The sequence below is a fragment of the Brachybacterium sp. p3-SID1565 genome (assembly GCF_025143785.1).
Classification (GTDB): domain Bacteria; phylum Actinomycetota; class Actinomycetes; order Actinomycetales; family Dermabacteraceae; genus Brachybacterium; species Brachybacterium epidermidis.
Genome location: NZ_JAMBDS010000012.1, coordinates 19,402 through 38,706, shown reverse-complemented (window position 1 = coordinate 38,706; position 19,305 = coordinate 19,402). Strand labels below are relative to the sequence as shown.

18 protein-coding genes and 1 tRNA gene are annotated in these 19,305 nt (G+C 69.9%); 15 read left to right on the top strand and 4 right to left on the bottom strand.

The features are described 5' to 3' along the window. The first annotated feature begins 139 nt into the window (after positions 1 to 139). From purN to ppk2, 3 genes are all read left to right on the top strand, one after another. Positions 140 to 736: a phosphoribosylglycinamide formyltransferase gene (purN, locus tag M4D54_RS04800; RefSeq protein WP_193864399.1), complete on the top strand. Its 597-nt coding sequence runs from the start codon at positions 140 to 142 to the stop codon at positions 734 to 736. Continuing rightward, positions 733 to 2,397 (top strand): bifunctional phosphoribosylaminoimidazolecarboxamide formyltransferase/IMP cyclohydrolase, encoded by a 1,665-nt coding sequence (purH, locus tag M4D54_RS04795; RefSeq protein ID WP_193864400.1) that lies wholly within the window; start codon positions 733 to 735, stop codon positions 2,395 to 2,397. Before purN ends, purH begins: the two co-directional genes overlap by 4 nt. Before the next feature lie 117 nt (positions 2,398 to 2,514). After that, positions 2,515 to 3,420 (top strand): polyphosphate kinase 2, encoded by a 906-nt coding sequence (ppk2, locus tag M4D54_RS04790; RefSeq protein ID WP_193864401.1) that lies wholly within the window; start codon positions 2,515 to 2,517, stop codon positions 3,418 to 3,420. Positions 3,421 to 3,424: 4 nt separating this feature from the next. Here ppk2 and M4D54_RS04785 read toward each other — a convergent pair whose 3' ends face one another. Beyond that, positions 3,425 to 4,927 (bottom strand): aspartate ammonia-lyase, encoded by a 1,503-nt coding sequence (locus M4D54_RS04785; RefSeq protein ID WP_193864402.1) that lies wholly within the window; start codon positions 4,925 to 4,927, stop codon positions 3,425 to 3,427. Between the two features lie 169 nt (positions 4,928 to 5,096). Between M4D54_RS04785 and M4D54_RS04780 the strand changes: the two genes are divergently transcribed. Next, positions 5,097 to 5,387, top strand: coding sequence for a DUF3017 domain-containing protein (locus M4D54_RS04780; RefSeq protein ID WP_193864403.1), 291 nt, complete (start codon positions 5,097 to 5,099; stop codon positions 5,385 to 5,387). 39 nt (positions 5,388 to 5,426) lie between these two features. Here the strand turns inward: M4D54_RS04780 and M4D54_RS04775 are convergent, their stop codons facing one another. After that, on the bottom strand, positions 5,427 to 6,035 hold the full coding sequence (locus M4D54_RS04775; protein WP_193864404.1) for a carbonic anhydrase: 609 nt from the start codon (positions 6,033 to 6,035) through the stop codon (positions 5,427 to 5,429). Positions 6,036 to 6,062: 27 nt separating this feature from the next. On the opposite strand from M4D54_RS04775, the gene M4D54_RS04770 reads away from it, so the two are divergent. The 3 genes from M4D54_RS04770 to galK all read left to right on the top strand — a co-directional run bounded on the left by M4D54_RS04770 (position 6,063) and on the right by galK (position 9,973). Further along, positions 6,063 to 7,520 (top strand): threonine/serine exporter ThrE family protein, encoded by a 1,458-nt coding sequence (locus tag M4D54_RS04770; RefSeq protein ID WP_193864405.1) that lies wholly within the window; start codon positions 6,063 to 6,065, stop codon positions 7,518 to 7,520. Further along, complete coding sequence (locus M4D54_RS04765) at positions 7,520 to 8,587, top strand: beta-propeller fold lactonase family protein (RefSeq protein ID WP_193864406.1); 1,068 nt, start codon at positions 7,520 to 7,522, stop codon at positions 8,585 to 8,587. The genes M4D54_RS04770 and M4D54_RS04765 overlap by 1 nt, the downstream gene beginning before the upstream one ends. A 111-nt stretch (positions 8,588 to 8,698) precedes the next feature. Beyond that, complete coding sequence (gene galK / locus M4D54_RS04760) at positions 8,699 to 9,973, top strand: galactokinase (RefSeq protein WP_259890523.1); 1,275 nt, start codon at positions 8,699 to 8,701, stop codon at positions 9,971 to 9,973. 17 nt (positions 9,974 to 9,990) lie between these two features. Here galK and M4D54_RS04755 read toward each other — a convergent pair whose 3' ends face one another. After that, positions 9,991 to 10,965 (bottom strand): adenosine deaminase, encoded by a 975-nt coding sequence (locus M4D54_RS04755; RefSeq protein WP_250646938.1) that lies wholly within the window; start codon positions 10,963 to 10,965, stop codon positions 9,991 to 9,993. Positions 10,966 to 11,051: 86 nt separating this feature from the next. Then, positions 11,052 to 12,296, bottom strand: a complete 1,245-nt coding sequence (locus tag M4D54_RS04750; protein ID WP_193864407.1) for a pyridoxal phosphate-dependent aminotransferase — start codon at positions 12,294 to 12,296, stop codon at positions 11,052 to 11,054. Between the two features lie 190 nt (positions 12,297 to 12,486). On the opposite strand from M4D54_RS04750, the gene M4D54_RS04745 reads away from it, so the two are divergent. The 8 genes from M4D54_RS04745 to M4D54_RS04710 all read left to right on the top strand — a co-directional run bounded on the left by M4D54_RS04745 (position 12,487) and on the right by M4D54_RS04710 (position 19,234). Continuing rightward, positions 12,487 to 12,559 (top strand) — tRNA-Trp (locus M4D54_RS04745). Between the two features lie 63 nt (positions 12,560 to 12,622). After that, positions 12,623 to 12,895: a preprotein translocase subunit SecE gene (gene secE, locus M4D54_RS04740; RefSeq protein ID WP_193864408.1), complete on the top strand. Its 273-nt coding sequence runs from the start codon at positions 12,623 to 12,625 to the stop codon at positions 12,893 to 12,895. Positions 12,896 to 12,969: 74 nt separating this feature from the next. After that, a complete protein-coding gene (gene nusG, locus M4D54_RS04735) occupies positions 12,970 to 13,917 on the top strand; it encodes a transcription termination/antitermination protein NusG (RefSeq protein ID WP_193864409.1) in 948 nt (315 codons plus the stop codon). A 180-nt stretch (positions 13,918 to 14,097) separates the two neighbouring features. After that, the gene (gene rplK / locus M4D54_RS04730) at positions 14,098 to 14,529 is read left to right on the top strand and encodes a 50S ribosomal protein L11 (RefSeq protein ID WP_193864410.1); all 432 of its coding nucleotides are present in this window, start codon (positions 14,098 to 14,100) and stop codon (positions 14,527 to 14,529) included. A gap of 4 nt (positions 14,530 to 14,533) precedes the next feature. Further along, positions 14,534 to 15,253, top strand: coding sequence for a 50S ribosomal protein L1 (gene rplA, locus M4D54_RS04725; RefSeq protein WP_193864411.1), 720 nt, complete (start codon positions 14,534 to 14,536; stop codon positions 15,251 to 15,253). A 728-nt stretch (positions 15,254 to 15,981) separates the two neighbouring features. Beyond that, positions 15,982 to 17,001, top strand: coding sequence for a peptide MFS transporter (locus tag M4D54_RS04720; RefSeq protein ID WP_259792147.1), 1,020 nt, complete (start codon positions 15,982 to 15,984; stop codon positions 16,999 to 17,001). A gap of 109 nt (positions 17,002 to 17,110) precedes the next feature. Continuing rightward, positions 17,111 to 18,328, top strand: coding sequence for a hypothetical protein (locus M4D54_RS04715; protein ID WP_259890518.1), 1,218 nt, complete (start codon positions 17,111 to 17,113; stop codon positions 18,326 to 18,328). Between the two features lie 225 nt (positions 18,329 to 18,553). Beyond that, entirely contained in the window at positions 18,554 to 19,234 is a 681-nt protein-coding gene (locus tag M4D54_RS04710; protein WP_193864414.1) for a response regulator transcription factor, read from the top strand. Positions 19,235 to 19,305: the final 71 nt, after the last annotated feature.

Genomic DNA, 19,305 nt, shown 5'->3' with positions numbered 1-19,305 from the left:
CCGCGTGCAGGCCGCTCGCAGATGGGGGCGGGCTCGCCCCGCGGTCGGCGCTGACCCCCGGACCGACGCCGACCCTCGGGCCGGCGCCGACCCTCGGACCGACGACGGCGCGCACACGCCCCTGCACTACCCTGGCACCGTGTCCCGCACCCCCGTCGTCGTCCTCATCTCCGGCACCGGATCCACTCTCGCCGCCCTGCTGGAGGCCGGTGCGCACCCGGACTGCCCCTACGAGATCGTCGGTGTGATCGCCGACAAGGAGGCCGCGGGCCTCGCCCACGCGCGCGCTGCGGGCGTGCCCACCGCCGTGGTGCGCCTGGCCGACCACGCCGACCGCGCCGCGTGGGATCGCGCGCTCGCTGAGGCCGTCGCCGGCTTCTCCCCGCGCCTGGTGGTGCTGGCCGGGTTCATGAAGCTGCTGGGAGCACCGCTGCTGGAGGCCCATCCCGGGCGCATCATCAACACCCACCCCGCCCTGCTTCCCTCCTTCCCCGGCGCCCACGGCGTGCGCGACGCCCTCGCGCACGGGGTGAAGGTCACCGGCGCCACCGTGATCGAGGTCGATGCCGGTGTGGACACCGGCCGCATCCTCGCCCAGGTCGCCGTCGAGGTGCACGAGGACGACACCGAGGCCACCCTCCACGAGCGCATCAAGCAGGCCGAGCAGCCGCTGCTGGTGGACGTGGTGCGCCGACTGACCGCTGCGAACCGAACCGAACAGGAGCCCATCGCGTGACCACTTCCGACCGCCGCCCCTTCCGCCGCGCCCTGCTGTCCGTCTACGACAAGAGCGGCATCGTCGAGCTGGCCCGAGCGCTCGCCGACGCCGGCTGCGAGATCGTCTCCACCGGCTCCACCGCGGCGACCGTCCGCCAGGCCGGGATCGAGGTCACCGACGTCGAGCAGATCACCGGGTTCCCCGAGATGCTCGATGGCCGTGTCAAGACCCTCCACCCCCGCATCCACGGCGGGATCCTCGCCGACCAGCGCCTGGAGGACCACGTCTCCCAGCTGGCCGACCACGACATCGCCCCCTTCGACCTCGTGGTGGTGAACCTCTACCCCTTCGCGGAGACGGTCGCGGCCGGCGGCAGCTTCCAGGAGATCATCGAGAAGATCGACGTGGGCGGCCCCACCATGGTGCGCGGCGCCGCCAAGAACTTCGCCTCGGTGGCCGTCGTGGTCGAGCCCGAGGACTACGCCGAGGCCGCCCGTGCAGCGGGGGCCGGTGGCTTCACTCTGGGGGAGCGGCAGGAGCTGGCCGCGGCTGCTTTCCAGGTCACTGCCGGGTACGACGAGGCGATCGCCGCCTGGATGATGGGCGCCCTGGACGGGGACGACGCCCAGGACGCCGACGGCGCCGAGCAGGACGAGGCGGAGGAGGTCAGCGACACCTACCTGCTGGACATGAGCGACGAGGACGCTGCCACCATGGGCTTCGCCGCCACCCTGCGGTACGGCGAGAACCCCCACCAGCGCGCCCGCCTCGCCGTGGTCGACGAGGAGGATCCCGGTCTCGCCGGCGCCGAGCAGCTCGGCGGCAAGGCCATGAGCTACAACAACTACGTCGACGCCGACGCCGCCCTGCGTGCTGCCTACGACCACGACCAGCCCTGCGTGGTGGTGATGAAGCACAACAACCCCTGCGGCATCGCCGTCGCGCGCGAGGGCGAGGACATCGCCGCCGCCCACGCCCGCGCTCATGGCACCGACCCGGTCTCCGCCTACGGCGGGGTGATCGCCGCCAACCGCACGGTCACCCTGGCGATGGCTCAGCAGGTCAAGCCGGTGTTCACCGAGGTGATCCTGGCGCCCGGCTACGAGGTCGAGGCCCTCGAGCTGCTGCACAGCAAGAAGAACCTGCGGATCCTGCAGGTCGCCGACCGGCCCCGCGGCGGGGTGGAGATCCGCACCATCTGGGGCGGCACCCTGGTGCAGGACGTCGATGCCCTCACGGCCGGCGGGGACGACCCTGCCACCTGGACCCTGGCCGCCGGGGAGGCCGCCGACCAGGACACCCTCGCCGACCTCGCCTTCGCCTGGCGGGCCGTGCGGGCGCCCAAGTCCAACGCGATCCTGCTGGCCAAGGACGGTGCAGCCGTCGGCATCGGCATGGGCCAGGTCAACCGCCTGGACTCCTGCCGGCTGGCCGTGGCCCGCGCCAACACCCTCGGCGAGCATGCCGAGGGCGAGCAGGCACCGGAGCGGGCACGCGGAGCCGTCGCCGCCTCGGACGCCTTCTTCCCCTTCGCCGACGGTGCCCAGATCCTCATCGACGCGGGCGTGACCGCGATCGTCCAGCCCGGCGGCTCCATCCGCGACGACGAGGTGATCGCGGCCTGCCGCGAGGCAGGGGTGACCCTCTACCTCACCGGCACCCGCCACTTCGCCCACTGAGCCCGACGGCACTCGGCTCGCGGCTCGCGCTTCGCGGACGCAGGGGTCACGGAAAGCTGTCGGACCGGGGCAATAGAGTGAGCGGTAACCCAGGCGAGTGATCGAAGGAGAGCAACGGTGAAGATCCCCGACAACCAGAGTCTGCGCGAGTACATCGAGCACCTGCGGGACGAGGGCTACTCCGTCACCGACGGCCACACCCCGGACCCGGACCTGATCGACCCGCAGGGCAACCCGGTGTACACCTGGCAGGAGGGGTACCCGTACGAGACCCGCATGGACCGCGACGAGTACGAGCTGGAGAAGTACCGCCTGCAGGTGGAGCTGCTGAAGTACCAGTACTGGCTCGAGGACAACGACCAGAAGTCGATCATCATCTTCGAGGGGCGCGATGCGGCCGGCAAGGGCGGCACCATCAAGCGCTTCACCGAACACCTGAACCCCCGCACCGCGCGCGTGGTCGCGCTGAACAAGCCCAGCGACCGCGAGCGCGGCCAGTGGTACTTCCAGCGCTACATCCAGCACCTGCCCACCTCCGGGGAGATGGTGCTGTTCGACCGCTCCTGGTACAACCGCGCCGGGGTGGAGCGGGTGATGGGCTTCGCCTCCCCGGAGCAGTACGAGACCTTCATGAACCAGGTCCCGCACTTCGAGCGGATGCTGGTGGATTCCGGCATCCACGTCACCAAGTTCTGGTTCTCCGTGTCCCAGAAGGAGCAGCGCACCCGCTTCGCGATCCGCCAGCTGGACCCGGTGCGCCGCTGGAAGCTCTCCCCGATGGACCTGGAGTCCCTGGACCGCTGGGACGCGTACACCGAGGCCAAGCTGGAGATGTTCCGCCGCACGGACAAGAAGTACGCGCCCTGGACCATCATCCGCTCCAACGACAAGAAGCGCGCACGGCTCAATGCGATGCGCTACTTCCTGTCCCAGTTCGAGTACGAGGGCAAGGACCACGACGTGGTCGGTGAGCCCGATCCGAAGCTCGTGATGCGCGGCAAGCAGGAGGAGGCCGACGAGTAGCCAGTCAGCTCTCGTGGGTCCGCTCCTCGTCCTCGGCGGTCCGCTCCTCGGCAGCCGGGGGCTCCTCCGCGACCGTGAGCGCCGGGATCGTGCCGGTGGCCGTGGGCCGTACCGGGCGGGTCATCGAGGCAGGTGAGAGCAGCCCTGCCAGGCGCCGCTCGTCCAGCAGGCCCCTCTCCAGCACCAGGTCCGCCACCGGCCGGCCCGTCTCCAGGGCCTCGCTGGCCACCTCGGTGGCGGCGGCGTAGCCGATCACCGGCACCAGTGCGGTGATCACCCCGATCGAGTGGCGCACGTACCCGTCCACCACGTCCCGGTTCACCTCGATCCCGGCGATGCAGCGCTCCGCCAGCGTGGTCATCGCCCGGGTCATGATGCGCGTGGACTCCAGGATGTTGAAGCAGATCACCGGCTCGAAGGGGTTCAGCTGCAGCTGGCCGCCCTCAGCGGCGAAGGTGACGGTCATGTCGTTGCCGATCACCTCGAAGGCCACCTGGTTGACCACCTCGGGGATGACCGGATTGACCTTGCCCGGCATGATCGAGCTGCCGGGCTGGACGGCAGGCAGTCGCAGCTCGGCGAAGCCCGCACGGGGCCCGGAGGAGAGCAGTCGCAGATCGTTGCAGATCTTGGAGATCTTCACCGCGATGCGCTTGAGCACACCGGAGAAGGTGACGAACGCGCCCGTGTCACTGGTGGCCTCCACCAGATCCGCGGAGACGGAGAACGGGATCCCCGTGAGCTCGGCGAGCTCGCGCGTGGCCAGCTCCGCGTAGCGAGGATCCGAGGTGATGCCGGTGCCGATCGCGGTGGCCCCCAGGTTGACCTCCTGGAACAGGCGCGAGGTGCGGGTCAGGCGCTCGACGTCCTCCGCGATGGTGGTGGCCCAGCCGCGGAACTCCTGGCCCACGGTCATCGGCACCGCGTCCTGCATCTGGGTGCGGCCCATCTTGAGGATGTCGGAGAACTCCTCGCCCTTCTCCCGCAGGGTCCCGATCAGCTGATCCATCGCCTCGGCGAGAGCCGGGAACGACAGCAGCATCGCCAGGCGCACCGCCGTGGGGTACACGTCGTTGGTGGACTGGCCCAGGTTCACATGGTTGTTGGGATGCAGCTGCTCGTAGTCGCCCCGCTCCAGGCCCAGGATCTCCAGCGCGCGGTTGGCGATCACCTCGTTGGCGTTCATGTTGGTGCTGGTGCCGGCGCCGCCCTGGATCATGTCCACCACGAAGTGCTCGTGCAGAGCACCGTCCACGATCTCCGCGCAGGCCTGCTCGATGGCCTCGGCCCGGCGCTCGTCCAGGGCTCCCAGCTGCCGGTTCGCGCGAGCCGCTGCCCGCTTTACCTGCGCCAGCGCGATGATCAGCTTGGGGAAGTGGCTCACCGGCACCCCGGTGATGTGGAAGTTCTCCTGGGCGCGCAGGGTCTGGATCCCGTAGTAGGCATCGGCAGGCACGTCGCGGTCGCCCAGCAGGTCGTGCTCGCGGCGAGTGGCGGAACTGGTCATCGGGGGAGTCCTCCGGGGGATGGATGCGTGTGGCCGCGTCGACGGGGCCGGCGGGGAGGGGCCGCCGGGGCGTGCCGACGGTCCGGGGCCGACGGCTCTGACGGCCCCGCTCAGCGTATCCCGCGCCGGGGCCTCCCGAGCCGGATCGGCGGCACCGTACGATGGGCCGGTGATCTCCGACCCCTCACCGTTCACGGTGCGCGCGGCGCTCCGACGCCAGGCCGTGCTCACCGTGGCACTGCTCGCGCTGGCGGTGATCCTGGTGGTCGGTGCGCTGGGTGCGGTGCCGCTGGCCGGCATGCTGCTCGCGGCACTGATGGCCGTGCTGGCAGTGATGCGACTGGTGCTGCCCACCGCCGCCGTCGGGGCGCTCGCCGTGCGCTCACGCGCCGTGGACGCCGCAGTGATGCTGGTCATCGCGGCGGGGCTCGCCGTACTCTCGACCTCACCGAACCTCTGATCCACGGGAGCGCCTCAGCCCCAGGGGACCTGAGAGCCGTCAGTCCTGGACCAGGACCATGCGTCCGTCACCCAGGCCGTACACCCCGCCCACCACGGACAGCAGTCCGGAGCGCTGGGCCTCGCGCACCAGGGCGGAGCCGGCCGTCAGATCGGTGATCGTGCCGCGCACGTGCCGGGCCACCGCGTCATGGGAGGGATCCTCGGGATCGAGGTGGTCGCGCACGCCCTCCACCAGTGCGGGCATGGAACCGGGCAGGTCGTGCCCGTCAACCAGGTAGCGCTGGGCCGCGGCCACGGCGCCGCAGGACTCGTGCCCCAGCACCAGGGCCACGGAGACCCCCAGCTGCGCCACCGCGAACTCCACCGATGCCACCACCGAGCGGTCCAGCACGTGTCCCGCCGTCCGCACCACGAACAGGTCGCCGAACCCCTGGTCCAGCAGGATCTCCACGCTCACCCGCGAGTCCGAGCAGGCCAGCACCACGGCGTGCGGGTGCTGACCGTCGGTCAGGGCCCGACGATGCGCATCGTCCTGGTGGGGGCGGCGCGGGCGGCCCTCGGCGAAGCGGAGGTTGCCGTCGATCAGGGCCTGCAGCGCCTGTGACGGAGTCGGTCGGGAGCGGGGGTCCGGTGCGTTGGAGAACACGCGAGACAGTGTGACACGATCAGGATCGTGCCCACCGATACCGCGCGCCTGCACGCCGTGTTCGACCTCGCGATGAGGATCGGTGAGGGCCTGCTCTCCAACGGTGCTGCCGCCTCCGAGGTCACCGCGACCGTCCTGCGGGTCACCAGCTCCTCGGGCCTGCGCAACGTCTCGGTCCAGGTCACCTTCGACGAGGTGACCATCTCCTATCTTCCCGATCAGCTCTCCGCGCCCTTCACCCGGGTGCGCTCGGCGAGCGCGAGAGTGCAGGACTTCTCGCGCCTGGCCGCCTTCGAGGACATCACCCACCGCTACATCGCCGGTGACCTCGACCTGGACGAGGCTCGGCGCCTGGCCGAGGAGATCCCGCGCCAGAAGGCCGCCTACCACCTGGGACTGGTCACCGCCGGCTTCGCGATGATGGGCGGTGCCGCTGCCCTGAGCCTGGGTGCCAAGCCCCTGGTCGCCACCGCCGCGACCCTCGCGGCCGGGATCCTGATCCTGGCCGGGGAGTACCTGACCCGGTGGCGCATCCCGCAGTTCTACTCCCAGGCCCTGGGGGGACTGGTCGGTGTGCTCACCGCGGTGGTGGTGGACATGATCGACCCCACCGTGAACTCCTCGATCGTGGTGGTGGCCTGCATCATCGTGCAGCTGGCGGGACTGACCTCCTTCGGCGCGATGCAGGATGCTGTCACGGGCTGGTACATCACCGCCTCCGGGCGGATCCTGGAGACCCTCATGCTCACCGTCGGCGTGGTGGCAGGGGTCCGCGGGGGACTGCTGCTGGCCGATCGCCTGGGGGCCGACATCTCCGTGAGCGCCTCCATGCCGGTCTCGCTGATCTCCGTGCTGGTGCTGGTGGTCTCCGGTGCCGGGATGGGCCTGGGCTACGGAGTGGGCACCCAGGTGCCCGCCCGCATCCTCGCCTGGACGGCCGTGGTGGCCGTCGGCTCGGCGGTCACCTCCCACGTGCTGTCGGTGCTGGTGCTGGACCGGGTGTACGCCGTGGCCATCACCGCGTTCCTGGTGGGCGCGGTCTCCGTGGTGATCGGCGACCGGCTGCGGGCCCCCGCTCTGGCCATCGTGATGGCAGGTGTGATCCCCCTGGTTCCCGGCAGCCGCATCTTCCGGGGCCTGCTGGGGCTGGGCAGCGACGTCGCCGAGGGCGCGGTGGAGCTGTTCGGCGCCGCCGAGGTGGCGGTGGCCATCGCCGCCGGCGCGATCCTGGGCCAGCTGGCGCTCGCCCGGCTGATCGCACGACTGCCGCGCGGCCGCATCTCCTACACCCCGGTCATCTCCTCCCCGTTCACCACGCTGCGCAGGCGACGTATGTCACTGGGTCTGCGGCGATCGAGACGAAAGGGCCGGACGGCGCATCTCGAGCCGTCTACGATGACCGGTGAGATGACAGCGCTGTCGCCCAGCCTCCTCGAGGAACTCGAGAGCTCCCCGGTGCGGCGCTCCGAGCACAAGGAGAACTGATGAGCAGCCCCGCGATCGTCGCCACCGGCGCGTACTCCCGCAGCGGCACCGGCCGCGGCACCGGAATAGAGCTGATGCGGCTGACACCGGGGCAGGGACAGGCCGCTTGCGGCGTCGAGCGCCTGGCCTCCGTCGAGCTCGAGAATCCCACCTTCCTGCTGTGGAGTCGTGACGGCACCCTGCTGTACGCCGTGCTGGAGACCTCGCCCAGCCGCCTGGTGGCGCTGCGCGTGAGCGAGGACGGCACCACCGCCGAGCTGGTCGCCGACCTCCCCCTGCAGGGGGAGGGGGCGTGCCACCTGGCCTACGGCCACCGCGCCCGCACCCTGGTGATCGCCGACTACGGCTCCGGCTCGGTCGAGACGGTCACCCTCGACGAGCAGGGCGTACCCGTGGAGCTAGTCGACTTCGACAGCCACCGCCACCACGCCGACGGCCTGGACCCGCACCCCCACCAAGTGGTCCAGATGCCCGGCACCGAGCTGCTGGCCGTCCCGGACCTGGGGCTGGACCGCGTGTTCCTCTACGCGCAGGACACCACCGGCCAGATCGACCTGGCCGGCGAGATCCCCCTGCGCCGGGGCAGCGGGCCGCGCCACCTGGTGGCCGACCACGAGTCCGAGCTGCTGCACATCTCCTGCGAGCTCAACGGAACGGTCGCCACCGCCGTGAGGCAGGAGGGCGAGAGCGACCCGAACCTGCCGCGCCCGGTGCGCGGTGCCCAGTACCGCTGGGCGGTGCGCACCACGGTGCAGGCCAGCGGGCATGAGGGCACCAATGCGCCGTCCCACCTCGAGCTCACCGCCGATGAGGGGCACCTGCTGGTCGCCAACCGCGGCCCGGACACGATCTCCCTGCTGTCCCTGGTGGCGATGCGCCCCCGGCTGGTCGCCGAGATCGAGGTGGGGGCCCACCCCCGCCACTTCACGCAGCTGGGCGACCTGGTGCTGGTAGCGGCGCAGGAGGCCGACCGCATCGACGTGCTGCGCGTGGAGGGCGAGCGCCTGAGCACGGTGGGGGAGCCGATCGAGTCCCCCTCGGTGGCATGCCTCGCCGTTCGTCCCTGACGTGCGTCCCTGATCATGGGCCCGGTGCCTTATAGACTCTCCAACCGCTGAAGAGAACATCCCGGGGACCTCGGATCCGACCGGGACGGCGTCCGTCACGGAAGGATTCTGATGACCACACCTGCCGGCCACGAGAGCACGACCGCCCCGGGTTCGGCACCCGGACCGGACGCGGATGCGCAGCCCCAGGGGCTGCTGTCGACGGCACCGGACCGCGCCCGGGCCGCACAGCGAGTGGAGGAGGCGTTCGCGCAGTCCTTCGGGTACAGCCCCGACGGCGTGTGGTCCGCCCCTGGCCGTGTCAACATCATCGGCGAGCACGTGGACTACCAGGACGGCCTGTGCCTGCCTATGGCCATCTCCCACCGGTGTTTCGCAGCGGCCGCACGCACCCCCACCGACCGCGTGCGCCTGCGGTCCCTCCAGAGCGACGTGGAACTCGACATCGACGCGGGGGAGCTCGCCCCCGGTGCGGTCGAGGGATGGCCCGCCTACGTGGCGGGAGTCCTGTGGGCGCTGCGCTCGTTCATCTCCGGCTCCGCCACGCAGGGCATGGACGTGCTGATCGACGGCCACGTCCCGCTGGGCTCGGGGCTGTCCAGCTCCGCGGCACTGGAGTGCGCCACCGCCGAGGCCATCGAGTCCCTGCTGAGCCTGGGAACCACGCCCCTCGAGCGGGTCAAGGCCGCGATCACTGCGGAGACCGAGTTCGCCGGTGCCTCCACGGGAGGCCTGGACCAGTCCGCCTCGGTGCTCTCCCGCGCCGGGCACGCCCTGTTCCTGGACTGCCGCGACTTCTCCACCCGCCCCGTGCCGTGGGACCTGGGCTCCCAGGGCCTGGCGCTGCTGATCACCGACACCCGCGCCGAGCACTCGCACGTCGACGGCGAGTACGTGGCCCGGCGCGCCGACAGCGAGCGCGCCGCCGAGCTGATCGGTGTGCCCACCCTGCGCGAGGTCCCCTTCGAGCAGCTCGAGGAGGCACTGGGCCGCATCGAGGACGACACGGTGCGCCGTCGCGCCCGGCACGTGATCACCGAGATCCGGCGCGTCAAGGAGTTCGACGGGCTGCTGTCCTCCGGCAGCGTGCGGGACCACCTGGCGGAGCTCGGCGACCTGCTGAACGCCTCCCATGACTCCCTGCGCGATGACTACGAGGTCACCGTGCCGGCGCTCGACGTCGCCGTGGACGCGGCCCGCGCCGCGGGGGCCCACGGTGCCCGCATGACCGGGGGCGGCTTCGGCGGCTCGACGATCGCGCTGGTGGAGGCGGAGCAGGCCGAGGCCGTGGCCGGTGCCATCGCCCACGCCTTCCGCCAGCAGTCGCTGGGTGAGCCGGTGTTCTTCCTGGCCCTGCCCAGTGAGGGCGCCGGTCAGGACCGCTGATACGCGGGCGCGCGCCCTCAGTCCGCCGGCGGGGCGGGGGTGCGCAGCCACTCCTCGACCCCGCCCAGCAGGCGGGCGCGCACCTGCTCGGGTGCGCTGGACAGCCGGATCGAGGACGCGGCCAGGTGGGCCAGCTCCCCGTCATCCATGCCGATGGCCCGGGCGGTCTCGTACTGGTCCAGCAGACGCGAGTTGAACAGCAGCGGGTCGTCCGCGCTCAGAGCGATCAGGGCGCCCGCATCGACCAGGGTGCGCAGCGGCACGTCTGTGGCCTCCCGGAACACCCCCAGGGAGGCGTTCGAGGCCGGGCACACCTCCAGCCCGATGCCGCGCTCCACGATCTGCTCCAGCAGGCGGGGATCCTGGGCCGCCCGCACGCCGTGGCCCAGACGGTCGGGCGCCAGGCTGTCCACCACCTCGCGCACGTGGTCCGGGCCCAGCAGCTCACCGCCGTGCGGGACCGACAGCAGGCCCGCCTCCCTCGCGATCCGGAAGGCGGGGGCGAAGTCACGGGTGTCCCCGCGGCGCTCGTCGTTGGAGAGCCCGAAGCCGACCACCCGGCCCGGCTCCCGCTCGGCGTGGCGGACAGCCAGCCGAGCCAGGGTGCGGGCATCCAGCGGGTGACGGGTGCGGGAGGCGGCGATGATGATGCCGATGCTCACGCCCGTGGCGTCCTCGGTGAGGCGGGCCTCGTCCAGCACGATCTCGATGGCCGGGGTCAGCCCGCCCACGTGCGGCGCGTAGCTGGTGGGATCCACCTGCAGCTCGAGCCGCCCGGAGCCCTCGGCGGCGTCGTCCTCGGCGGCCTCCCGGATCAGGCGCCGCATCGCCCCCTCGGAGTCCACCACCGCGCGCGCCGCGTCGTACTGCCGCTGGAAGCGGAACCAGCCGCGATGCGTGGGCTCCACCTGCAGGGCCGTGTCATCGGTCAGGGAGCGCGGCAGGCGGATCCGCCGCTCCGCCGCCAGGTCCCACAGGGTCTGCGGGCGCATCGAGCCGGTGAAGTGCAGGTGCAGGTGGGCCTTGGGGAGCGCCGCGAGGTCCCGGCCTGTCCCGGTGCTCACTGCGGAGCCGGTGCTCACGATCCGAGCAGGGCGATCACCCGGTCGATGCCCTCGGCCAGGTCCTCGTCGCTGAGGGCGTAGGAGAACCGCAGGTGGCCGGGCGCGCCGAAGGCCTCTCCCGGCACCGCGGCCACCTCCGCCTCCTGCAGGATGACCGCGGCCAGCTCGGTCGAGGTCTCCACGTGCGTGCCGCGGATCTCCTTCCCCAGGGCGCCGTGCACGTCCGGGAAGGCGTAGAACGCCCCGGTGGGGGTGGGGACCGTGAAGCCGGGCACCTGGGAGAGCTTCTGGACCATGAGCCGGCGCCGACGGTCGAAGGCCTCGCGCATCTGGTCGATGGGCTCCATCGGGCCATTCAGAGCGGCGATCGCGGCGCGCTGGGCGATGTTGTTGACGTTGGAGGTGAGGTGGGACTGCAGGTTGCTGGCCGCCGCGATCACGTCCTCGGGGCCGATCATCCATCCCACCCGCCAGCCGGTCATCGCGTAGGTCTTGGCGACCCCGCCCAGCACGAGCGTGGAGTCGACCAGCTCGGGGACGACGGACAGCACCGAGGTGAAGGGGGTGTCGTCGTAGGTGAGGTGCTGGTAGATCTCGTCGCTGATCACCCACAGCCCGTGCTCGAGCGCCCACTGCCCGATCTCCCGCAGCTGATCTGCGCTCATCACCGCGCCGGTGGGGTTCGAGGGGGAGCACAGCAGGATGGCCCGGGTGGCGTCGGTGCGGGAGGCCTCCAGCTGGGCGAGGCTGGGCAGGTACCCCTGGTCGGCGCCCGCGAGCACCGTGACCTCGCGGCCCCCGGCCAGGCGGATCGCCTCGGGGTAGGTGGTCCAGTAGGGGGCCGGCAGCAGCACTTCGTCGCCCGGATCCAGCAGGGTCGCGAAGGCCTGGTACACGGCCTGCTTGCCGCCGTTGGTGATCAGCACCTGGCCCGGCTCCACGGTGAGGCCGCCCATCCGGGTGGCGCTGTCCGCCACGGCCTGGCGCAGGGCGGGCAGGCCGGCGGTGGGGGAGTAGCGGTGGTTGGCGGGGTCGCCCACCGCATCCCGTGCCGCGTCCACGATGTGCGCGGGTGTGGGGAAGTCCGGCTCACCGGCGCCGAAGCCGATCACGGGACGACCGGCGGCCTTGAGGGCCTTCGCGGTGGCGTCCACGGCGAGGGTGGCGGACGGGGCGATGGAGCTGATGCGCCGTGAGATGCGGGCGCGGTCGGCTGCAGGGAAGGAGGCTGCGGGGCTGCGATCGTCGGCGGTGGTCACGCCCCCATCGTGGCAGAGGCGGGCCGGGTTCGTCAGGAAGTCCGGCCCATGTGATCTGCCCCGGGTCGATTCGCACCGGGTCCGTGAGGCTTGTATGCTGATCGCTGGCCCGAACCGCTACGGCGCGTCACAGCACCCCACCGTGCTGCCGCGGCGTGCCCCCGGGCCGCGCGGGGATCCTTCCCCGCGAAGGGTAGTGGCGCAATTGGTAGCGCAGCGGTCTCCAAAACCGCAGGTTGCAGGTTCGAGCCCTGTCTACCCTGCCCGTCCGTCCGGGCCTGCCCGGCCGGATGCGGATGACCTCGACGAGATCGGACAGTCCACACGTGAACTCCAGCCAGCACGCACCGTCGGCGCCCGCGCGCGGCGACGGTCGGGGAAACGGGTCCAGCAACCCGTTCCTGGCCATCGGTCTGTTCATCCGCCAGGTCATCGCTGAGCTCAAGAAGGTCGTCGTCCCGACCCGCAAGGAGCTGATCGTCTACGCGATCACGGTCCTCGCGTTCGTCATCGCGATGATCCTGTACATCTTCGGTCTCGACTTCGTCTCCAGCTGGCTGTCCCGGATCGCGTTCGTGGTCCCGGACCAAGGGCTCTGAGCTCGCGTCGAGACCCAGCCGGGTCCGCGACCAGGCCCGATCCGATCCACAGCCGCCAGGAAGGCAGGTTCACGATGGTGAGCGACCCGAACGCATCCCGTGAGGACTCCTACGACGACGTCGACGACACCCTGTCGTTCTCCTCGTCCCCCGAGACGCAGAACGCCTCTGCCGGCGAGCAGGTCGATTCTGCCGTGCAGACCGAGGCTGCCGATGACGCCCTGGGCACCTTCGACTCCGTGGACCCCGACGGCGAGGGCCTCGGGGTGAGCGCCGACGCCGAGGACGCGCTGGATGCCACGGATGCGGGCGATGCCGAGGCCGAGGCGGATGCCGTCGCCGATGCGGGCGAGGAGATCACCGAGCAGGCCGATGATGCGGCCACCGCGGAGGAGCCCGCCGCCGAGGAGCCCGAGGAGGAGGACCCGCTGGTCGCCCTCAAGCGCCAGCTGCGCTCCGCCCTGGGCGAGTGGTACGTGATCCACTCCTACTCCGGTCACGAGAACCGGGTGAAGACCCAGCTCACCACCCGTATCGAGACCCAGGACATGGAGGAGTACATCTTCCAGGTCGAGGTCCCGATGGAGGACGCCACCGAGGTCAAGGGCGGCCAGAAGAAGGTCGTGCGACGCGTGCGCGTGCCCGGCTACGTATTGGTGCGCATGGAGCTGACCGACGAGTCGTGGCGAGTGGTGCGCGACACCCCCGGCGTCACCGGTTTCGTGGGCAACGCGACCGATCCCACGCCGCTGACCTTCGACGAGATCTACTCGCTGCTGGCACCGTCCGTGGGCCTGCCCGAGAAGAAGCGCAGCGGCTCGGCCACCAAGGCCGCCGCCGCACAGAAGATGCCGGCCTTCGAGGTGGGCGAGTCGGTCACCGTGATGGACGGCCCCTTCGAGACCATGCCCGCCACCATCTCCGAGATCCACACCGAGGCGCAGAAGCTGCAGGTCCTGGTGTCGATCTTCGGTCGCGAAACCCCGGTCGAGCTGGGCTTCGACCAGGTCGCGAAGATCTGAGACTCGGTCGTCGACGAAGATCACTCCCGATCCCCCTCGACGTCCGCGCGGCGCTCCCGTAGCGTCGCACCCGGCCCTCGCCGCGCCGGAACCCCGGTTCCCGGCGCGATGGCCCAGGGCCAATTGTGGGAGGAGCGCCTGATGAGCTCCGCCCGGACCACGACACAGTAAGGAAGAGCAATGGCTCCCAAGAAGAAGATCGCGAGCGTCATCAAGCTCCAGATCCAGGCCGGCCAGGCCACCCCTGCGCCGCCCGTGGGTCCCGCGCTCGGCGCTGCCGGCGTGAACATGATGGAGTTCGTCAAGGCCTACAACGATCGCACCGCCGACATGCGCGGCAACATCGTGCCGGTCGAGATCACGGTGTACGAGGACCGCTCGTTCACCTTCATCACCAAGACCCCTCCGGCCGCCGAGCTGATCAAGAAGGCAGCGGGCCTGCAGAAGGGCTCCGCGACGCCGCACACCGACAAGGTCGGCAAGATCACCCAGGCTCAGGTCCGCGAGATCGCGGAGACCAAGATGCCTGATCTGAACGCGAACGACATCGAGGCCGCGGCGAAGATCGTCGCCGGCACCGCTCGTTCCATGGGCATCACGGTGGAGGACTGACGACATGGCATTCCGCAGCAAGGCTTACAAGGACGGCGCCGCTAAGATCGAGGACGGCCGCCTCTACTCGCCGCTGGACGCCGTGCGTCTGGCCCAGAAGACCAGCCCGTCGAAGTTCGACGCCTCGGTCGAGGTCGCGATGCGCCTGGGCGTGGACCCGCGCAAGGCGGACCAGATGGTGCGCGGCACCGTCAACCTGCCCAACGGCACCGGCAAGACGGCCCGCGTGATCGTGTTCGCCACCGGCCCCCAGGCCGACGCCGCCCGTGAGGCCGGCGCCGACGAGGTGGGCGACGACGAGCTGATCGAGAAGGTCGCCGGCGGCTGGACCGACTTCGACGCGGCCGTGGCCACTCCGAACCTGATGGGCAAGGTCGGCCGTCTGGGCCGCGTGCTGGGCCCCCGTGGCCTGATGCCGAACCCCAAGACCGGCACCGTCACCATGGACACCGCCAAGGCCGTGTCCGACATCAAGGGCGGCAAGATCGAGTTCCGCACCGACCGCGCGGCGAACCTGCACTACATCATCGGCAAGGTCTCCTTCACTGATGAGCAGCTGGTGCAGAACTACGTCGCGGCGCTCGAGGAGATCCTGCGTCTGAAGCCGGCCTCCTCCAAGGGCCGCTACATCACCAAGATCACCGTGTCCACCACCATGGGCCCGGGCATCCCGGTCGACGTGAACCGCACCCGCAACCTCCTGGAGGACACCGACGAGTCCTGAGACTCCTCGGTTCCTCTCACGGCGCCCCGTCCACCCCAGCGGTGGGCGGGGCGCCGTCGTCGATAACGGGGCCGCCGTGCGCCGGTCTGTAGTGCCCACCGCGAAGCACCCACCGCACAGTTCCCAGCGCACTGCGCGGCCCGCCGTCGGCGCGAGCAACGCTGCTAATACGATGAGTCCGGGATGCGAGACACCATGGTGATTTCGGGACCTTCGAGGTGAGCGTCGCCGATGAGAACCGGGACCCTGTATGCGCCGGAGCAGAGCAGCTCCGCACGCCTCCCGCGGATGCACTGGGACCGCCGGAGGCCCCTATGTGTCTGGAAGGATCCTCTCCCCATGACTGAGTCCCGACCTCCACGCAACACCGAGCCGCCTTCTCGCCAGGGTCCGGGCGGCACCGGAGCCACCGCCCTTGGGCCCGATGGCACCACGGCACCGCGCATGCGCTTCGCCCCCGACACCCTGCGCCACGGCCCCTCGGCCGAGGACCGCTCCTTCATCGGCCACCCCGGCGGTCTGCCGTGGATGCTGCAGGTGGAGATGTGGGAGCGCTTCAGCTGGTTCGGCATGCGCGCGATCCTGCTGTACTTCCTCGTGGACACCGTCGCCAACGGCGGCCTGGGGCTCTCCACCACCGCCGGACAGGCGGTCGTCTCCGCCTACGGCGCGGCCGTGCTGCTCATGACCATCCCTGGCGGCATTTTCGCCGACCGCATCCTGGGCCCGTGGATGTCCACCCTGGTCGGCGGCTCCATCACATCGGCTTCATCGCCGCCGCGATCGGCATGGCGCTGGCCCTCATCTCCTTCTGGTACGGCCGCAAGAAGCTCTCCACCTTCGCGTACACCGTCCCGAACCCGCTCAAGCCAGGGGAGGGGAAGAAGCTGCTGGGCCTCGCGGTGGTCATCGCCGTGGTCGCCACGGTGCTGGTGGTCCTGTTCCAGCTGCTGCTGGGGGAGCTCACCAGCGCGATCGCCTGGGCGCTGTTCCTGTTCGCCCTCGGCACCGCCGGCGTCTACTTCGTGACCATGGTGAAGAGTCCCAAGGTCACGCCCGAGGAGCGGGTGCACCTGGGCGCCTTCGCCCCGCTGTGGGTGGGCAACGTCCTGTTCGTGCTGATCTTCGAGCAGGCCGCCGGAAAGATGGCCACCGTCGCGCTGGAGCACACGGACCGTTCGGTGCTGGGCCTGTTCGAGCTCACCCCCGAGACGTACCAGTCCTTCAACCCCACCTTCGTGCTGATCCTCGCCCCGATCCTGGGCTGGCTGTTCCTGAAGCGGCAGGGGCGCTTCCCCTCCACGGCGCAGAAGTTCGCGATCTCGCTGGTGATCATCGGTATCTCGGCGCTCATGATGGGCTACGGGTTCAGCGCCTTCCCGGGCGGTGCGGCGCTGGCCCCGTTCTGGTTCCTCATCGCCGTGTTCGTCGTGCAGACCGTCGCGGAGCTGCTTATGAACCCGGTGGGCCTGTCGGTTACCACCAAGCTCGCTCCGCGCCACTTCGCCTCCCAGACGATGACGCTGTGGTACCTCGCCCCGGCCGTCGGCATGGGGCTCACCTCCGTGGTCATCCAGCTCATGTCCGGTTTCTCCGACGGCGTGTACTACGCGGTCCTCGGTGGCGTGACGCTGCTCGTCTCCCTGGGCATGTTCGCGATCGCCCCCTGGGTGCAGTCCAAGATGGACGACGTGGAGACTCGGCACGATGAGACGGCCGATGAGGAGGCCGTGTCGGCCGAGGGCTGATTCCCCAGGGTCCTGAGCCCTCAACGCTCGTCAGGTGTCCCGTCCACCCCGCGGTGTGCGGGACGCTGCAGAGTCGCCCCGTTCTTCCGCTGTGCGGCATGATCAGGTCATGACGTTCATCGGAACGCTCGAGCTTCCCGGCGAGTTGGAGGACTCCCGGGCGATGCGCTGGCGACGCCGTGTGTTCGGGCCACGTCTGATCGACGGCCCTGTGCGTGGCATCGCGCTGTTCCTCATGGTGCTAAGCCTGTTGCCCACAAACTTCAATCAGCCCGGCCCGCTGTACGCGGCGACGGTGGTTGCCAGCGCGGTACTCACTCTGCTCGGGGCATGGTTCCCTGGCGCAGTTGCGCTGGCCTCCACGGTGGGATTCCTGGGAGAGATCCTTCTGTTCCCGGCATCACTGGGAAACTTCTTCCTGCCGCTGATCGTTTCAGGGGCGGTAGCGATGGTGCATCAGCGGTGGAGCGTCCTGACCGGTGCTACAGCAGGGCTTGGCCTCGCCACGATGATCCAGACCTTCTCGTGGCCGGACCCCACCACGGATCCGCCCGTCTTGGTTGACTGGGCAATCTGGCTATTCGCTATAGCCCTCGCGGGAGGAGCTTTGCTTCTCCAGACCCATCTCAATCGCGCTGTCGCCCACGCAACAGACTCTGCCGTCGAGGCAGAGCGTCAGCTGGAGCGGATTCGGCTCCAACACGCTGCTGACACGCACGACACCGTCTCAAACGCCCTGATGACCCAGAAGGCGATCATCACCGTTCTTGCCGGCTCCCCTCAGTCCACCGTGGATCGCCAGATCCTGGGTGAGCTGGCTCTGGTGAACTCGCGGGCGCAACTGGGTCTCCGGCAGCTCCTTGCGCGGATCCACGGCGCCCGGTCGTCAGCGAGCCCTGTCGATCTGCTGCGGGAGATCGAGCGCACGGTGCTCACGATCCGCTCCAGCACGGAGGCTGCTGGGTACACCATCCACAGTACCGTGAGCATCGCAGACATGCCTGTATCGGCCAGCTTCGCCGAGGAGGTTCAGCTGATCCTCTTCGAGCTGATGACGAACATTCTCAAACACTCCGGGTCGCCCGATCGGGCCACCCTGGAAGTCTCGACCACGTCCGGGGCACATGGCCGGGAGCTGATCCTCGCCACCTCGAATCCAGCATCGCCCCGCGACGATCTTCCTGCGGCACCGTGGTCGATCGAGCATCGCGCACGACGTCTCGATGGCGCCTGCACCATGGCTCAGCGGGGTCATTGGGTCCACGTGCGCGTCACGCTCCCCCTCAAGTGCCAGCCCGATCATCCTGAAGCTCATCCGTGCAGATGATGCGCTCCGACTACGTAACCGATCCAATGCTTCTATGGGAAGGACGCTGCTCATCATTCTATGCTCCGTGCTCATCATGTTCGGGGTGCCCTCTGGTCGTACCGAGGTTCCCTCCCGCGGACCAGATATCAATTCCGAGGCCATCGCTCAGCATCCCGATGGGCACGAGATTCGGTGTCAGTTCTGGCGCTTGTTCGACCCCGCGCGGTACGCCAAGGAGTGCCTATGACGGCGAATCCGCGCCCGGGAGAGAAGGACGTCGTGCGGGTCCTGATCGTGGACGACGACACATGGACCGCACGCGCACTGGCCCAGACCATCACGGCCTCCGGTCAGATCGAGGTCGTCGCGCATGCGCACGAAGGGTCTGCTGCGGTGGAGCTGTTCCGGGCCCATCGGCCTGACGTCGTCCTCATGGATGTCTCCATGCCTCGCGGCATGAACGGCATCGATGCCACCGAGCGCATAATGCGCAACGATGCCGAGGCCAAGATCATCCTCATCACGACCTCATGCCCGAGCCTGGCGCTGCGCCGTGCCCTGGCCTCTGGAGCACTCGGAGCTGTGGCCAAGGACGCCCCCGCTGATGTGCTCGTCGACGTCGTGCTCTCCGTCATGGCAGGACCGTCGTCTGCAACGCTGCGAGAGCAGACGGCCGAGCTCCTGCACGCGGTCGATGCCTCCACTGGTACAGATCACCCGGTGCCGCGCCTCACCGCCGCGGAATTACAGACCCTGCAGCTGCTGGCCCGCGGCTGGAACTACGAGGAGATCGCCGCCCACCTCGTCATCAGCGTCAACACCGTGAAAACGCACACCAGCCATCTCCGCCAGAAGCTCGACGCACGCAACCTTCAACAGCTGCTTGTCACGGCTCGTGCGTACCGATTCATCGACCCGCCCTGACCCCGCCTGGCGGTAGTTCATTCGCCCAGATGATGCCGCGGCTCTGAGCCTCAGTGACGATGTGGATGCGA

Excerpts from the sequence above, each read along its gene's own strand:
- M4D54_RS04785 (WP_193864402.1), bottom strand. The coding sequence starts at position 4,927 with ATGACCAGTTCCGCCACTCGCCGCGAGCACGACCTGCTGGGCGACCGC.
- M4D54_RS04765 (WP_193864406.1), top strand. The coding sequence starts at position 7,520 with ATGAGCAGCCCCGCGATCGTCGCCACCGGCGCGTACTCCCGCAGCGGC.
- galK (WP_259890523.1), top strand. The coding sequence starts at position 8,699 with ATGACCACACCTGCCGGCCACGAGAGCACGACCGCCCCGGGTTCGGCA.
- M4D54_RS04755 (WP_250646938.1), bottom strand. The coding sequence starts at position 10,965 with ATGCGCCCGCAGACCCTGTGGGACCTGGCGGCGGAGCGGCGGATCCGC.
- nusG (WP_193864409.1), top strand. The coding sequence starts at position 12,970 with ATGGTGAGCGACCCGAACGCATCCCGTGAGGACTCCTACGACGACGTC.
- rplK (WP_193864410.1), top strand. The coding sequence starts at position 14,098 with ATGGCTCCCAAGAAGAAGATCGCGAGCGTCATCAAGCTCCAGATCCAG.
- rplA (WP_193864411.1), top strand. The coding sequence starts at position 14,534 with ATGGCATTCCGCAGCAAGGCTTACAAGGACGGCGCCGCTAAGATCGAG.
- M4D54_RS04715 (WP_259890518.1), top strand. The coding sequence starts at position 17,111 with ATGACGTTCATCGGAACGCTCGAGCTTCCCGGCGAGTTGGAGGACTCC.
- M4D54_RS04710 (WP_193864414.1), top strand. The coding sequence starts at position 18,554 with ATGACGGCGAATCCGCGCCCGGGAGAGAAGGACGTCGTGCGGGTCCTG.